The 14,920-nt window shown below is 61.2% G+C and carries 14 protein-coding genes; 7 read left to right on the forward strand and 7 right to left on the reverse strand.

The window, feature by feature from the left end:
- The first annotated feature begins 4 nt into the window (after positions 1 to 4).
- Genes ATY78_RS09850 through ATY78_RS09860 form a run of 3 tightly spaced genes read left to right on the forward strand, consistent with a single transcriptional unit; the run spans position 5 to position 2,860 of the window.
- Complete coding sequence (locus tag ATY78_RS09850; RefSeq protein ID WP_088682157.1) at positions 5 to 1,615, forward strand: heme biosynthesis protein HemY; 1,611 nt, start codon at positions 5 to 7, stop codon at positions 1,613 to 1,615.
- A gap of 17 nt (positions 1,616 to 1,632) precedes the next feature.
- Complete coding sequence (locus ATY78_RS09855) at positions 1,633 to 2,118, forward strand: TerB family tellurite resistance protein (protein ID WP_088682158.1); 486 nt, start codon at positions 1,633 to 1,635, stop codon at positions 2,116 to 2,118.
- On the forward strand, positions 2,105 to 2,860 hold the full coding sequence (locus ATY78_RS09860) for a glutamine amidotransferase (RefSeq protein ID WP_088682159.1): 756 nt from the start codon (positions 2,105 to 2,107) through the stop codon (positions 2,858 to 2,860). The genes ATY78_RS09855 and ATY78_RS09860 overlap by 14 nt, the downstream gene beginning before the upstream one ends.
- A gap of 25 nt (positions 2,861 to 2,885) precedes the next feature.
- Here the strand turns inward: ATY78_RS09860 and ATY78_RS09865 are convergent, their stop codons facing one another.
- Positions 2,886 to 4,127, reverse strand: a complete 1,242-nt coding sequence (locus tag ATY78_RS09865; RefSeq protein WP_088682160.1) for an MFS transporter — start codon at positions 4,125 to 4,127, stop codon at positions 2,886 to 2,888.
- A 139-nt stretch (positions 4,128 to 4,266) separates the two neighbouring features.
- On the opposite strand from ATY78_RS09865, the gene ATY78_RS09870 reads away from it, so the two are divergent.
- Together ATY78_RS09870 and ATY78_RS09875 are read left to right on the forward strand one after the other, a co-directional pair.
- Positions 4,267 to 4,557: a YggT family protein gene (locus tag ATY78_RS09870; protein ID WP_088682210.1), complete on the forward strand. Its 291-nt coding sequence runs from the start codon at positions 4,267 to 4,269 to the stop codon at positions 4,555 to 4,557.
- Positions 4,554 to 4,865, forward strand: coding sequence for a DUF167 domain-containing protein (locus ATY78_RS09875; RefSeq protein ID WP_088682161.1), 312 nt, complete (start codon positions 4,554 to 4,556; stop codon positions 4,863 to 4,865). The genes ATY78_RS09870 and ATY78_RS09875 overlap by 4 nt, the downstream gene beginning before the upstream one ends.
- Before the next feature lie 4 nt (positions 4,866 to 4,869).
- On the opposite strand, the gene ppa is transcribed toward ATY78_RS09875, so the two are convergent.
- The 4 genes from ppa to ATY78_RS09895 form a co-directional block, all read right to left on the reverse strand.
- Entirely contained in the window at positions 4,870 to 5,406 is a 537-nt protein-coding gene (gene ppa / locus ATY78_RS09880; protein WP_088682162.1) for an inorganic diphosphatase, read from the reverse strand.
- Between the two features lie 149 nt (positions 5,407 to 5,555).
- Positions 5,556 to 6,062: a GNAT family N-acetyltransferase gene (locus tag ATY78_RS09885; protein WP_088677555.1), complete on the reverse strand. Its 507-nt coding sequence runs from the start codon at positions 6,060 to 6,062 to the stop codon at positions 5,556 to 5,558.
- 302 nt (positions 6,063 to 6,364) lie between these two features.
- Positions 6,365 to 8,185 carry a translational GTPase TypA gene (gene typA / locus ATY78_RS09890; protein ID WP_088682163.1) on the reverse strand — a complete coding sequence of 607 codons (1,821 nt, stop codon included), beginning with the start codon at positions 8,183 to 8,185 and terminating at the stop codon, positions 6,365 to 6,367.
- Positions 8,186 to 8,344: 159 nt separating this feature from the next.
- Positions 8,345 to 10,432, reverse strand: coding sequence for a M3 family metallopeptidase (locus ATY78_RS09895; RefSeq protein WP_088682211.1), 2,088 nt, complete (start codon positions 10,430 to 10,432; stop codon positions 8,345 to 8,347).
- Positions 10,433 to 10,680: 248 nt separating this feature from the next.
- Between ATY78_RS09895 and ATY78_RS09900 the strand changes: the two genes are divergently transcribed.
- Positions 10,681 to 11,112 carry a hypothetical protein gene (locus tag ATY78_RS09900; RefSeq protein ID WP_088682164.1) on the forward strand — a complete coding sequence of 144 codons (432 nt, stop codon included), beginning with the start codon at positions 10,681 to 10,683 and terminating at the stop codon, positions 11,110 to 11,112.
- Positions 11,113 to 11,163: 51 nt separating this feature from the next.
- Here the strand turns inward: ATY78_RS09900 and ATY78_RS09905 are convergent, their stop codons facing one another.
- Positions 11,164 to 11,805, reverse strand: a complete 642-nt coding sequence (locus ATY78_RS09905) for a LysE family translocator (RefSeq protein WP_088682165.1) — start codon at positions 11,803 to 11,805, stop codon at positions 11,164 to 11,166.
- 235 nt (positions 11,806 to 12,040) lie between these two features.
- Between ATY78_RS09905 and ATY78_RS09910 the strand changes: the two genes are divergently transcribed.
- Complete coding sequence (locus ATY78_RS09910) at positions 12,041 to 13,447, forward strand: adenylate/guanylate cyclase domain-containing protein (protein WP_088682166.1); 1,407 nt, start codon at positions 12,041 to 12,043, stop codon at positions 13,445 to 13,447.
- Positions 13,448 to 13,574: 127 nt separating this feature from the next.
- Here the strand turns inward: ATY78_RS09910 and ATY78_RS09915 are convergent, their stop codons facing one another.
- Entirely contained in the window at positions 13,575 to 14,798 is a 1,224-nt protein-coding gene (locus tag ATY78_RS09915; protein ID WP_088682212.1) for an argininosuccinate synthase, read from the reverse strand.
- Between the last annotated feature and the right edge of the window lie 122 nt (positions 14,799 to 14,920).

Consider the following 14,920-nt stretch of genomic DNA (forward strand, 5'->3'; position numbering starts at 1 on the left):
GACCATGATCAGACTTGTCGCCTTCGCCCTCTTCGTGCTGCTTCTCGCTTATGGCTTCTCCTGGTTCGCCGATCGTCCCGGCGACATTTCGCTGATCTGGGAAGGCCAGATCTACCAGACGAAGCTGATCGTCGCCGTGAGCGCAATCATTGCTTTGATCGCCGCCGTGATGATCGTCTGGTGGTTCGTCCGTCTGATCTGGACTTCGCCGCATTCGGTGACCCGCTATTTCCGTGCCCGCAAGCGCGATCGCGGCTACCAGGCGCTGTCGACCGGCCTGATTGCCGCCGGCGCCGGCAATGCGTTGCTCGCCCGAAAGATGGCCGCCCGTTCGCGCGGCCTGATCCGCGCCGACCAGGAGCCGCTGATCAACCTGCTCGAGGCCCAGGCAGCCCTGATCGAGGGTCGCCATGACGAGGCGCGCGCCAAGTTCGAGGCCATGGCCAACGACCCCGAGACGCGCGAACTCGGCCTGCGCGGCCTTTATCTCGAAGCCCGCCGCCTCGGAGCCAACGAAGCCGCCCGCCAATATGCCGAGAAGGCCGCCGACAACGCGCCCTATCTGCCCTGGGCCGCGCAGGCGACGCTCGAATATCGCAGCCAGGCCGGCCGCTGGGACGATGCGATCCGCCTGCTCGAACAGCAGAAGGCCGCCCGCGTCGTCGAAAAGGCCGAGGCCAACCGCCTGCACGCCGTCCTCCTGACGGCGCGCGCCGGCGAGAAGCTGGAAGGCGACCCGGCTGGGGCTCGCGACGATGCCCTGCAGGCGCTGAAGCTCGCCGCCGATTTCATTCCGGCCGCCCTCATCGCCGCAAAGGCGCTCTTCCGCGAAAACGGCCTGCGCAAGGCCGCCTCGATCCTCGAACAAGCCTGGAAAGCGGGACCGCATCCCGAGATCGGCCGCACCTATGTCAGGGCGCGGAGCGGCGATTCCACCCTCGACCGGCTGAAGCGTGCCGAGCGGCTGGAAGGAATGCGCCCGAACAATGTCGAATCCCTTCTCGTCGTCGCCCAGGCGGCCCTCGACGCGCAGGAATTCGCCAAGGCTCGCGCCAAGGCGGAGGCCGCGGCGCGCATCGAGCCGCGCGAAGCCGCCTTCCTTCTGCTTGCCGACATCGAGGAAGCCGAAACCGGCGATCAGGGCCGCGTGCGCCATTGGCTCGCCCAGGCGCTCAAGGCGCCGCGCGATCCGGCCTGGGTGGCGGATGGTTTCGTCTCCGACAAATGGCTGCCGGTATCGCCGGTGACCGGCCGCATCGACGCCTTCGAATGGAAAGCGCCCTTCGGCCAGATCGAGGGTGCGCTCGAAGACGGTTCGGCGCATGCCTCGATCGAAACCGCGCTGAAGACGCTGCCGCCGCTGCGCGACGTCAAGCCGGAAAGCCCGGTCAACGACCATCGCATCATCGAGCTCGAACGCGCGGCAACCATTGCCGAGGCCGTGCGGCCGGCACCCAAGCCGGCGCCCGCAAAGCAAAAACCCGAACCCGCCGCCGGCGATAGAACACCGGCGCCGAGCGACACCAAGCCTTTCTTCGGCGGATTGCCTGATGATCCCGGTGTTCGCGATCCCCGGGCGGAACCGGAACCCAGGACACGGCTCCGCCTCTTCTGAAATGGAACGACAACCGCATGTTCGAACGCTTCCAGGCATTCTTCCACAATCTGACGTCCGATCACTCCAAGAAGGGCTTTGCCCCGGATGATCCGCGCATTGCGGTGGCGGCACTTTGCATGCAGGTCATGGAAGCCGACGGCCAGATCAAGACCAGCGAGAAGAAACGGCTGCGCAAGCTCCTGAAGGAGCAATATGCGCTCGACGGCAAACAGCTCGACGCCCTGATGGCCGCCGGCCTCGAAGCCGAAAGCACCGCGGTCGACTATTATCGCTTCACCTCCGACCTGAAGCGCCACCTCAACACGGAGCAACGGCTGGAACTGATCGGCGTCCTCTGGGACATCGTCTATGCCGATGGCGAACGCAGCGAAATGGAAGACCATGTGATCTGGCGGATCGCCGACCTGCTCGGCGTCTCCTCGCGCGAGCGCATCCAGAAGCGGCAGGAAGCCGCCGCCAGGGTGACCGATGTTCAGGTTCTGCAAGATGACAGCGACTGAGCAAGATCCGAACCGCGACCGGCGCCCCATCCTCATCGTCCTGCATCAGGAGCGGTCGAGCCCGGGGCGCGTCGGCCAGTTGCTCGTCGAAAAAGGCTACCGCCTCGATATCCGGCGTCCGGTTCTCGGCGAACAGCTTCCGGCGACGCTCGAAGATCATGCCGGCGTCGTCGTCTTCGGCGGGCCGATGAGCGCCAATGATCCCGATGACTTCGTCAAGAAGGAGATCGAGTGGATCAAGGTTCCGCTCAAGGAAAAGCGCCCCTATCTTGGCATTTGCTTGGGCGCGCAGATGCTGGTCCATCATCTCGGCGGCAAGGTGCAATCGAATGCCGACGGCTCGACGGAGATCGGCTGGTATCCGCTGCGGCCGACGGAGAGAGGCCGGCTGTTGATGCACTGGCCGAAGATGGTCTATCATTTCCACCGCGAGGGCTTCGAGCTGCCGCACGGCGCCGATCTGCTCGCCGAAGGCGATGCCTATCCGAACCAGGCCTTCCGCTACGACAGCAACGCCTGGGGCCTGCAGTTCCATGCCGAACTCACCCGGGTGATGATGCATCGCTGGGTCGTCCATGGCGCGCACCGCTTCATCCTGCCGAACGCCCAGCAGGGCCGCGAGCATCTGGAAGGCCGCATGCTGTTCGATGCGCCGCTGAAAGCCTGGCTGACCGAATTTCTCGATATCGTCTTCGAAGGCAAGGCGGCGAAAGCCGCCTCCCCGATCACTCTCTCCGCATAAACTGCGGTGGCCCGAGGCCGCGCCGCTATGCTGATCGACTGGGCGCGTCGAGCGTATCGATCCGGCGTAATTTCGGGAAGCTCGAAGCCCAGAGCGCCGCGACGACGAGCGTTCCGACACCGCCGATAACGACTGCCGGCACCGCGCCGAAGATCGACGCCATCGTCCCTGCCCTGAATTCGCCGAGCTCGTTCGACGCGCCGACGAAGACCATGTTGACCGCATTGACCCGGCCGCGCAAGTGATCCGGCGTCCAGAGCGCGATCAGGCTCTCCCGCACATAGACCGATATCATGTCGGCCGCCCCCATAAGGGCGAGCGCGGCGATCGAGACTTCGGTATTGGTCGAGATGCCGAAGATGATGGTTCCGACACCGAACAAGGCGACGCCGATGAACATGTAGAGGCCGGCGCGATGCTTCAGCGGATAGGCGGCCAGGAAGATCGCCATCACGATGGCGCCAAGCCCGGGCGCGGCGCGCAGCAACCCGAGTCCCCAAGGCCCGAGCGTCAGGATATCACGCGCGAAGATCGGCATCAGTGCGGTGGCGCCGCCGAGCAGAACGGCAAAGAGATCGAGCGAGATCGCTCCGAGCACCACTTTTTCGGTGCGGATGAAGCTGAAGCCGCCGAGGATCATCGCCCAGCTTTTGGCCTCGCCCGTCGTCTTCTGTTCCGGCTTCGGGATCATATAGAGAAGAGCGGCGCCGAGGATGGAAAAAACCACCGCTACCGTATAGGCCGTCGTCGCGCTGATGCCGTAGAGCAGGCCGCCGATCACCGGCCCGGTGATCGCGGCGAGCTGCCAGGACGAGGAATTCCAGGCGATTGCATTGGAAAGCGCGTGTTCCGGCACGAGATTGGGCGCGAGAGACTGCACCGCCGGCGACATGAAGGCGCGTTCGATGCCGAAGATCAGAAGCACCCCGAAGACCGGCCACGGCGCGAAGGTTTCGGTCGCCGTCATGACAAGCAGCGCCAGCGTGCAGAGCGCGCTCACCAGCGAGCAAAGCGCTGCGATCGCCCGGCGATTGTGCCGGTCCGCCACCGAACCGGTGACGAGGATGAGCAGCAGCGACGGCAGGAACTGTACCAGCCCGATCAGCCCGAGATAAATCGCCTTGCCCGTCTGGTCGTACATCTGCCAGCCGACGGCGACGCTGACGATCTGCTGCGAAAAGGAGAGCAGAAAACGCGCGAAGAAGAAGCGGGTGTAGGACGAATGCCGGAACGCGGCAAAACGGTCTCCGGTGGGCGAAAACGACATGGATGTTTTCCGAGGAAACGGGCGCCGGAATAGCTGCAAAGCCGCCCGTTAAACATGATTCACCATGCGTTTCCACACGGCACTTGCCCGTTTAGTCGCCAATGTCTACATCTCTGTCAACAACGAATTGGAGACGATGATGTTTGCACTGTTTCAAACCATTGATTTGGCTTTGAATATTTACACCTGGATCCTGATTGCCAGCGCCATTTTTTCCTGGCTCTACGCCTTCAACGTCATCAATTCCAGCAATCAGTTCGTCAATTCGGTCGGCACGTTCCTCTATAATGTCACCGAACCGGCGCTGAGGCCGATCCGCCGCTTCCTGCCGAACCTTGGCGGCATCGATATTTCGCCGATCATCCTGCTGCTGATCATCTTCTTCCTGCGCACCCTGCTTTGGACCACGCTATACCCGCTGGTCGCTTGAGCCGCCCCTGGAGCCTCCATGACGACCATCTGCGCCTCGCCGTCCGGCTGACGCCGAATGGCGGGCGTGATGCGATTGATGGCATCGAAGTGGATAGCGAGGGCGAAACCCATCTGAAGGCGCGCGTCACCTCAGTGCCGGAAAAAGGCAAGGCCAACAAGGCCCTCATCCTTCTGGTCGCCGGATCGCTGCGCATTCCCAAATCTTCCATCAGCCTCGTCTCCGGCGAGACAGCGCGCAAAAAAATCCTCCGGATCGAGGGCGACCCGGAGGATTTGGCAAAAAAGCTAGAAGCACTTTTCGGCTGAGCGATCAGCCCTTCGTGTTCTTGGCGCGCTCGACGGCTTCGATGATGAGCTGGCCGGCTTCCTTGGAGTCGCCCCAGCCGTAGATCTTCACCCACTTGCCGGGCTCCAGATCCTTATAGTGCTCGAAGAAGTGCTCGATCTGCTTCAGCGTGATCTCCGGAAGATCGGTGTAATCCTTCACCTTCTCGTAGCGCAGCGTCAGCTTCGGCGACGGCACGGCGATGATCTTCTCGTCCTTGCCGGAATTGTCTTCCATCTTCAGCACGCCGATCGGGCGCACGTTGATGACGCAGCCCGGGACGAGCGGACGGGTGCTGGCGATCAGCACGTCGATCGGGTCGCCGTCTTCGGACAGCGTGTGCGGCACGAAACCGTAATTGCCCGGATAGGTCATGGGCGTATAGAGGAAACGGTCGACGACGAGCGTACCGGCTTCCTTGTCCATTTCATACTTGATCGGATGGCCGCCGACGGGAACCTCGACGATTACGTTGACGTCTTCAGGGGGATTCTTACCGATTGCAACGGCGTCGATGCGCATACGAAACTCCTGCGAGGTTGAATTGCTCGCAGCCAGTTAATCGGTTTCATGCGGCAACGCAACATTGGAGATCACCAATGCGTGATGGTGCCAACACGCAACCACATCAAAATTCTAGCAGGAGATGAGCGAACCGCCTCCGAGGCGGTTCAGTTCCAGATGAAGCCGATTTTCTTCAACTGCTTGTGGTCGAAATTTTCCATGCCTTCGCAGAAATCCATGCCGCCATGGCTGCGGTAAAACCGGCTGGCATTCTCGTTGTCCTCGAGGCACCAGACGACCAGCCCGTTGCAGCCGAGCGACTTCAGGAGCCGCCTCGCCTCCCCGAACAACATCCTGCCGAGGCCGATGCCCTGATATTCGGGGCGAAGATAAAGCTCGTAGATTTCGCCTTCCTGGGGCAGGGCGCGGGCGCGGTTGAGCCCAAGCGTGGCATAGCCGGCGACCGTTCCGGCAACATCGAGCACCAGCAGCGTCGCGGGGCCGCGTGTTGCCTTGCGCCACCAGTTTTCACCGCGCCGCTCGATCATCTGCGTCAGCGCGCGATGCGGAATGATCCCTGCATAGGTATGCTGCCAGGCGAGCCTGTGGGTTTCCGAAATGGCTCGGGCATCATGCGGCTCGGCCCGCCGGACATCGATCGACAACGTCTTCATAACGCTTACTCTGGTCCTGCCAGGAGCAATTAACCATATGCGACAGCGCATTCCGGCCGATTGCCCACAGACTTAACATGTGGACGATGGTCAAATTTTAACGCTTTTTTAACGATTGTCACAAGCCGGAATCGACGCAGCGCACAACAAAAAACCCCGGCGCGAAGGCCGGGGTTCAAAAGAGATATTAGAGCATGTCGCGCAAAAGTGTGCGGCGGTTTTGCGTGAACGACATGCGTAACAACAAAGACCTAAAGCGCCAAGAGCGAATCTGAAAGATCGCGACGCGCTTTAGAACACTCTCAGAGAGCAGCCTTCGACTTTTCGAAACGCTTGCGGTCGTTGGCGTCGAGATACATCTTGCGCAGACGAATATTCTTCGGCGTCACTTCCATCAGCTCGTCGTCCTGGATCCAGGAAAGCGCACGATCAAGCGTCATGCGGATCGGCGGCGTCAGCTTCACCGCTTCGTCCTTGCCCGCAGCGCGGATGTTGGTGAGCTGCTTGCCCTTCAGGACGTTCACTTCAAGATCGTTGTCGCGCGAGTGGATGCCGATGATCATACCGGCATAGACCTTTTCGCCCGGCTCGATGATCATCGGGCCGCGATCCTCCAAATTGAACATCGCATAGGCGACGGCTTCGCCGGCAGCGTTGGCGAGAAGCACGCCGTTGACGCGGCCACCGATCACACCCTTGTAGGGCTGGTAGTCGTGGAACAGGCGGTTCATGATCGCCGTGCCGCGCGTATCCGTCAGCAGTTCCGACTGGTAGCCGATCAGGCCGCGCGTCGGTGCGTAGAAACGCAGGCGAAGACGGTTGCCGCCCGACGGACGCAGCTCGACCATTTCGGCCTTGCGCTCGGACATCTTCTGCACGACGACACCGGAATGTTCTTCGTCGACGTCGATGACGACTTCTTCGATCGGCTCCAGAAGCTGACCGCTTTCATCCTTGTGCATCACGACGCGCGGGCGTGACACGGCAAGCTCGAAACCTTCACGACGCATGGTCTCGATGAGAACGGCGAGCTGAAGTTCGCCGCGGCCGGACACGTAGAACGAATCCTTGCCTTCGGCTTCTTCGATCTTCAGGGCGACGTTGCCTTCGGCTTCCTTGAACAGACGATCGCGGATGACGCGTGAGGTCACCTTGTCGCCTTCGGTGCCGGCCAGCGGGCTGTCGTTGACGATGAAGGACATGGTCACCGTCGGCGGATCGATCGGCTGCGCCTTCATGGCTTCCGAGACGGACGGATCGCAGAATGTGTCTGCGACAGTGCCCTTGGAAAGACCGGCGATCGCGACGATGTCGCCCGCGTGCGCTTCGTCGATCGCTGTGCGCTCGATACCGCGGAAGGCGAGGATCTTGGAGATTCGGCCAGTTTCGATCAGCTTGCCATCCTGGCCGAGAACCTTGACGGCCTGGTTCGGCTTGATCGAGCCCGAGGCGATACGGCCGGTGATGATACGGCCGAGGAAGGGGTTGGCTTCGAGGATGGTGCCGATCATGCGGAACGGGCCTTCTTCGACAGTCGGCTCCGGAACGTGCTTGAGCACCAGGTCGAGAAGCGGAGCAAGACCCTCATCCTTCGGGCCTTCCGGATTGACGTTCATCCAGCCGTCGCGGCCCGAACCGTACATGATCGGGAAGTCGAGCTGTTCGTCGGTCGCGTCGAGATTTGCAAAGAGGTCGAAGACTTCGTTGATGACTTCTTCATGGCGGCCGTCCGGACGGTCGATCTTGTTGATCGCGACGATCGGGCGAAGGCCGACCTTCAGCGCCTTGGAGACGACGAACTTGGTCTGCGGCATCGGTCCTTCGGAGGAATCGACCAGAACGATCGCGCCATCTACCATCGAGAGAATGCGCTCGACCTCACCGCCGAAGTCGGCGTGGCCGGGGGTGTCGACGATGTTGATGCGGACACCTTTCCATTCCACCGAGGTCGCCTTGGCGAGAATGGTGATGCCGCGTTCCTTTTCAAGGTCGTTCGAGTCCATCACGCGTTCTGCAACGCGCTGGTTCTCGCGGAACGAGCCGGACTGTTTCAGAAGCTCGTCAACGAGGGTCGTTTTGCCATGGTCAACGTGCGCGATGATCGCGATGTTGCGAAGTGCCATTTGTCATAATCTCTGAGGCTGGGGCGCTACGCCAAGTGGACGCGCCATTTACGTTTGGCGCGCTCTTACCGGTTTTTTCGCGATTGCGAAAGGGGGTGGCACGCGAAAGCTGCGGCATGGTTGCCACCATGCCGCTTTGCTCCATGTCATCAAACTGTCTTAAGCGTCGCTGCCTGTCAATTCCTCGAAGGTCGCAAGCCCCTTCTTGACCAGCATCGCATCCGGGCTCGGCAACTTGCCGCGGAAGGCCTTGTAGGCATCCTCGGGATCGACCGAGCCGCCGGTGGAGTAGATGTTTTCCCTGAGTTTGCGCGCCATTTCGCCGTTGAAGGCGTCTCCCGTCTCCTCGAAGGCGGCAAAGGCGTCGGCATCGAGCACCTCGGACCACATGTAGGAGTAATAGCCGGCCGAATAGCCGCCGGAGAAGATGTGCTGGAAATGCGGGGTGGCATGCCGCATGACGATCGATTTCGGCATGCCGATCTCGGCCAGCACCTCGGCCTGCACCGCCATCGGGTCCTCGACGGTCTCCCGCGTGTGAAACGCCATGTCGACCAACGCCGAGGAGGTGAACTCGACCGTATTGAAGCCGGCATTGAAGGTGCGCGCCGCCAGCACCTTGTCGAGCAGGACCTGCGGCATCGGCTCGCCAGTTTCGAAATGCACGGCATATTGCTTGAGGATGGCGGGAACCGTCAGCCAGTGCTCGTAAAGCTGCGAGGGCAGTTCGACGAAATCGCGCGATACGCCGGTGCCTGAAACGGAGGGGTAAGTGACATTAGACAGCATGCCGTGCAGCGCATGGCCGAATTCGTGGAACAGCGTGCGGGCATCGTCGAGCGACAGCAGCGCCGGCTTGCCTTCGGCCGGCTTGGCGAAATTGCAGACATTATAGATGATCGGCAACTCGCCGTGGCGGCCGTTCTTGAGCTCCAGCCTGTGCTGCGATTGCAGCGAGCTCATCCAGGCACCTGAGCGCTTCGAACTGCGGGCGAAATAATCGCCGAGGAAGAGCGCGACCAGCCTGTCGTCGCGATCCCTGATTTCGAAGACCCTGACATCCGGGTGATAGGCCGGCACGCCCTTTTTCTCCACGGCACGGATGCCGAACAGCCGGCCCGCCACGTCGAAGCAGGCATCGATGATTTTTTCGAGCTGCAAATAGGGCTTGAGTTCGGCCTCGGAGAAATCGAACTTCCGCGCCCGGATCTTTTCGGCGTAGTGGCGCCAGTCCCAGGGCATCACCTCATGGTTCCGGCCCTCCTCGGCGATCAGCGCCGCAATGTCGATCTCTTCCTCGCCGGCGCGTTTCACCGCCCGCGCCCAGACGGCCTTCAATAGGCCGTTCACCGCATCGGCCGTCTTGGCCATCGTGTTGTCGAGCTTCAGCTCGGCGAAATTGCCATGGCCGAGCAGCCTCGCCACCTCATGCCGTAAGGCCAGCGTTTCCTTGATGACGGCGCGATTGTCCGTCGTCCCGCCATTTGCGCCGCGCGCCACCCATGCCTTGAAAGCCTGCTCGCGCAGATCACGGCGTTCCGAGAAGGTCAGGAACGGCTCGATGATCGAGCGGGACAGCGTCACGGCATATTTACCCTCCTCGCCGCGCTCGCGTGCCGCCGCAGCCATTGCGTCGCGCAGGAATTCCGGCAGTCCGTCGAGCTCCGCGCCCTCGGAAAGCGTCAGCGCCCAGGCCGTCTCGTCGGCCAGCACGTTCTGGCCGAATTGCGTGCCGAGGCCGGCGAGCTTTTCATTGATCGCTGCAAGCTTTTCCTGTTCGGCCTTTTCAAGCTTGGCGCCCGACTTGACGAAACCTTTCCAATGGCGTTCCAGCACGCGCGTCTGTTCGAGCGTCAGGCCAAGGCTCTTGCGGTTTTCCCAGAGCGTATCGATGCGGGCAAAAAGCGCGGCATTCATGCCGATCTTCGAATAGTGGCGCGACATCTTCGGCGAGATCTCCCGCTCCAGCGCCTGGATGACGTCATTGGTATGGGCGCCTGCCCTGTTCCAGAACAGCGCCGAGACGCGCGACAGCGCATCTCCCGCTATCTCCAGCGCCACGACCGTATTCTCGAATGTCGGCGCATCGGCATTTCCGGCGATCTCGTCGATCTCCCTTTCATGCTCGGCAAGCGCCGCCTCGAAAGCGGCGGCAAAATCGCCGTCGTTCAACGCATCGAAACGCGGCAGGCCGTGAAGGCCGTCCCATTTGACCAGCGCCGGATTGAAATCATGGGAAGAGGGCATCGGAGAATCCTTTTTGGCATGCGAATGGATGGTCAATATAGGAGAGCAACCGCAGAATTGGTATGTCGCCGGCAATGGCCTTTTGTCTCGCACGCCAAATCTGGCGGGCGCGCGCCAAATCCGGTGGACATCACAAAAATCTGGTGGACAAAATTTGACTCACGAAAATTAACCATTTGTTAACGATTGACGCGAATCGGACGCAAGCGCTAGTTTCCCGGTGTTCTTCTTGTAAGGGGACATGCGCCATGGAAATTTTTTCTGTGCGGTCTTCTCAGAGTTTGCTATTTAAAAACAATCCTAATAACGCAAAAAGTTCGAAGACCTCTGATATTGAAATCGAGACCAGAGCTCCGGCCCCGGCCTCGTTCCAGATCGAAGACGACCTTGATGACGGGCTCGATTTTACCGCGGTCAGCCCTGGAGAATTGCGCAATTACGCGCGCCAAAGCTTCGACAGCGGCCTGATCGACCAGAATACCTATGCCGCGATTTCCGAACCGCTGCCGATGCATGCGATCGATCCACTCGGCAATCTCATCGATCTCTCCAGCGTCACCGACGGCACGAGCTTCAATTTCCTCGATTATTATAAGGACCAGCTCCAGATCGCCATGTCGATCGGCGATGCGGGCGAAGTTCAGACGCTGAAATCGATCGTCAATTTTTTGGATAGCTGATCAGAGCACGATACCGAAAAGTGTCAGCGGTATCATGCTCTCGGTTCCAGGTCAGGCCCTGCGCCAGCCGAGCAGGCCGGGCGTCGCGTGCCAGAGCGCCTGAACGGCAAACCCCATGAAGAGCACGCCTGAGGTGCGCACGATCAGCCGCTCATGCGCGCGGTAGAAGCGGCGTACCGCACCCGCGCCGATGATGCCGATCAGGATGATGTCGGCGGTCACGAAACCCACGAACGACACGCCGAGAAGCACCGGCAGCGCCTCGAAATCGAGCGCGCCGGCCGAGCCTGCGACCAGCGCGGTGAAGGTGGCGAGAGCGACCGGATAACCCTTCGGATTGGTGACTCCGAAAATCAGGCCGCGGCGAAACGGCCGTTCGACCATCACGAGCGCCTGCCCGTCCGCTTTCGGCTTGGCATTGACGGCGCTCCAGCCGATCCAGGCGAGATAGAAGCCGCAGGCGAGGCCGAGCAGATCGAAGACGAAGGTTCCGATCGTCTTCGCCCCAACGATCGCGATCAGCGCCAGCGACGACCAGATGATATCCCCGACCAGATGCCCCATCATGAAGAAGGCGCCGGCCTTGCGCCCCTGCCCGGCGCCGATGCCGAGCAGTTGCAGGAAAGCGGGTCCGGGGATGAGCACGTAGAAGAGCGCCGCCAGGAAGGCGCCGAAGAGCAGGGACTGCGTCATGGAAATGCTCCGGAGGATGATTGCGGCAGACTAAGCGATCACGAACGTCCGTCAAGAGTAGTTGCACTGCATGAGACGTGGAACCAGATCTGCCGGAGCGGCCTCCGGCCCGCAACGCCGCGCCGGACGGGAAGCGAGCGGCATCCGCGCTACAGATTTCTATTGGAAAATTCCCATGTTATGATGCCGGTATCGGCGTCATCCGCCGCAGGTTATGCGCACAGAGACTTGTCTGATGAGCGAAGTGGACGTGCTTTTTACCACATTGCGACAGGCAGCCGACCCGAAGACGGTCGATTGCATCGAAAACGTGGTCTTGCGTGGTTTGGATCGCGATCTCAATCGCATCAATGCGCTCGCCTTCGCCGAGAAGCACAATCTCGACGAAGAGAAAACGATCGCAGCACTTCTCCATGCTGCGCGCATGGGCGCGTTCGAGATGACCTGGAATGTCCTTTGTCCAGGATGCGGCGGCGTCCTGGACAGCGGCGCAACCCTCAAAGGGGTCGTCCAGGACACCTACCATTGCGCGCTCTGCGCGGCCGGATATGAACCGACCCTCGACGAAATGGTCGAGGTAACGTTCACGGTCAGTCCACGCGTGCGCAGGATTGCCGCCCACGAGCCCGATCTGCTGCCTCCGCTCGAATATTACCGCCAAATCTTCTTCAGCTCCGGGATCGACCTGCCGGAGAACCTGGAAGCGAAATTCGCACGCATCATGCTGGAGATCATCGAGCTGGCGCCGGGCGAGAAGGCTTTCGTCTCACTGCAACTGCCGGCGCAATTCGTCATCATCTTCGATGCGGTCACACACTCGGCACAGTTCATCGACGTGAAGGGCGAACCGACCGACGAACGTCAAAACCTCTCGATGGTCATCAGCCGGGGGCATGCGCTGAACGAGACGCTGACGCTGCGTCCCGGCTTGCTGCGGCTCACCCTCGAGAACCACACCGATCGCCGAGTCGTGCCGAACGTCTGCATAGCAGGAGATGATCTACACGAACTGCTCGGCCGCAGACGGCCTTTTCTGACGGCCAAGCGCCTGCTGACGAACCAGAGTTTCCGGGATATTTATCGGACCGATACTCTCGACGTCGACCAGCGCCTCAAGATCACCAGCCTGACTTTCCTCTTCACCGACTTGAGGGGCTCGACCGCTCTTTACGAGCGCGTCGGAGATCTCGCCGCCTTCGATCTGGTGCGGGCGCATTTCCGCGTTCTTCATGAAATCGTCGCCACGGAGGCCGGAGCGGTCGTCAAGACCATAGGCGACGCCGTGATGGCGACCTTTCCGAGGCCGGACCGCGCGGTGGCGGCCGCCTTGCGGATGCGGGAAGCAATGCTCCGGCTGAATGCCGAACACGGCAGCGACGATCTTCTCCTGAAGATCGGCATCCATGAGGGGCCATGCCTCGCGGTCAACCTGAACGATCGGCAGGACTATTTCGGCCAGACCGTCAACATCGCCTCCCGCGTCCAGGGCCTTGCCGATCCCAATGTGATCATGACGACGGAGGCGATTGTCGGGGACGCCCGGGTTTCGGAGATCCTGCATAACGGCGGCATCTCATCGGCCTCCCGGATGGCCGAGCTTCAAGGCATCGGAAGAGAAGTGAGAATCTTCGCCTTGTCGTAAGCTGCACTCGCTCCTCGGCGCCAAGCAGACTGGGCAGCAGCACTGCTGCCATGGCACCTCAGCTCACAAAAAAGCCCGCACGGCACAAATGCCGGCGGGCTCATATTCGTTCAAGCGCGAAGCAGGATTACTTCGCGAGGTTCCGCTTGCCGAGCGTGCGCAGGCGCAGCGCGTTGAGCTTGATGAAGCCGGCCGCATCCTTCTGGTCGTAGGCGCCCTGGTCGTCCTCGAAGGTAACGAGCTTGTCGGAATAGAGCGACTTGGCACTCTCGCGGCCGATGACCATGACGTTGCCCTTGTAGAGCTTCAGCGTCACTTCACCTTCGACATGCTCCTGGCTCTTGTCGATCAGCGCCTGCAGCATCTCGCGCTCCGGCGAGAACCAGAAGCCGTAATAGATCAGCTCGGCGTAGCGCGGCATGATCTCGTCCTTGAGATGGGCCGCTCCGCGGTCGAGGGTGATCGATTCAATGGCGCGGTGCGCCGAAAGGAGGATCGTGCCGCCCGGCGTTTCATAAACGCCGCGCGACTTCATGCCGACGAAGCGGTTTTCGACGAGGTCGAGGCGGCCGATACCATTGTCGCGGCCGTAATTATTGAGCGTGGCGAGCAGCGTGGCCGGGGACATCTCGACACCATTGATCGACACGGCATCGCCCTTGCGGAAGCCGACCTTGATGGTTGTCGCCTTGTCGGGGGCCGCTTCCGGCGAGATCGTGCGCATATGCACATATTCAGGAGCTTCCTGCGCCGGATCTTCGAGAACCTTGCCCTCGGAAGAAGAGTGCAGCAGGTTGGCGTCGACGGAGAAGGGAGCCTCGCCCTTCTTGTCCTTGGCGACCGGGATCTGATGCTGCTCGGCAAAAGCGAGCAGATCGGTGCGGCTCTTGAAGGACCAATCACGCCACGGCGCGATGATCTTGATATCGGGGTTCAAGGCATAGGCGGAAAGCTCGAAACGGACCTGGTCGTTGCCCTTGCCGGTCGCACCATGGGCGATCGCGTCCGCGCCGGTCTTGCGGGCGATATCGATCAGATGCTTGGAAATCAGCGGACGGGCGATCGAGGTGCCCAAGAGATAGACGCCCTCGTAGACGGCATTGGCGCGGAACATCGGGAAGACGAAATCGCGCACGAATTCCTCGCGCACGTCCTCGATGTAGATCTCCTTGATGCCGAGCATCTCGGCCTTCTTGCGCGCCGGCTCCAGCTCTTCGCCCTGGCCGAGATCGGCGGTGAAGGTGACGACTTCGGCGCCGAGCTCCGTCTGCAGCCACTTCAGGATGATCGAGGTGTCGAGGCCGCCGGAATAGGCGAGCACGACTTTCTTCACGTCTTTGTATGATGCCATGGTGATGAGGTCCGTTACATAAAGGCCGGCGAAAACCCGGTGTCGCGGCACTTTTAGCGAGATTGGCGCGTGACGCAAGGGCAAGTGCTGCGGCTGACGGCGCCGATACCGTTTGACAGTCC

Origin of the sequence: Rhizobium sp. R635 (genome assembly GCF_002211285.1) — a bacterium.
Classification (GTDB): Bacteria; Pseudomonadota; Alphaproteobacteria; order Rhizobiales; family Rhizobiaceae; genus Rhizobium.

Bases quoted from the DNA above. Each gene is read 5' to 3' on its own strand.
- ATY78_RS09905 (WP_088682165.1), bottom strand. From the start codon at position 11,805: ATGACGCAGTCCCTGCTCTTCGGCGCCTTCCTGGCGGCGCTCTTCTAC.
- ATY78_RS09900 (WP_088682164.1), top strand. From the start codon at position 10,681: ATGGAAATTTTTTCTGTGCGGTCTTCTCAGAGTTTGCTATTTAAAAAC.
- ATY78_RS09910 (WP_088682166.1), top strand. From the start codon at position 12,041: ATGAGCGAAGTGGACGTGCTTTTTACCACATTGCGACAGGCAGCCGAC.
- ATY78_RS09915 (WP_088682212.1), bottom strand. From the start codon at position 14,798: ATGGCATCATACAAAGACGTGAAGAAAGTCGTGCTCGCCTATTCCGGC.
- ATY78_RS09870 (WP_088682210.1), top strand. From the start codon at position 4,267: ATGTTTGCACTGTTTCAAACCATTGATTTGGCTTTGAATATTTACACC.
- ATY78_RS09865 (WP_088682160.1), bottom strand. From the start codon at position 4,127: ATGTCGTTTTCGCCCACCGGAGACCGTTTTGCCGCGTTCCGGCATTCG.
- ATY78_RS09895 (WP_088682211.1), bottom strand. From the start codon at position 10,432: ATGCCCTCTTCCCATGATTTCAATCCGGCGCTGGTCAAATGGGACGGC.
- ppa (WP_088682162.1), bottom strand. From the start codon at position 5,406: ATGCGCATCGACGCCGTTGCAATCGGTAAGAATCCCCCTGAAGACGTC.
- ATY78_RS09885 (WP_088677555.1), bottom strand. From the start codon at position 6,062: ATGAAGACGTTGTCGATCGATGTCCGGCGGGCCGAGCCGCATGATGCC.
- typA (WP_088682163.1), bottom strand. From the start codon at position 8,185: ATGGCACTTCGCAACATCGCGATCATCGCGCACGTTGACCATGGCAAA.
- ATY78_RS09860 (WP_088682159.1), top strand. From the start codon at position 2,105: ATGACAGCGACTGAGCAAGATCCGAACCGCGACCGGCGCCCCATCCTC.
- ATY78_RS09855 (WP_088682158.1), top strand. From the start codon at position 1,633: ATGTTCGAACGCTTCCAGGCATTCTTCCACAATCTGACGTCCGATCAC.
- ATY78_RS09850 (WP_088682157.1), top strand. From the start codon at position 5: ATGATCAGACTTGTCGCCTTCGCCCTCTTCGTGCTGCTTCTCGCTTAT.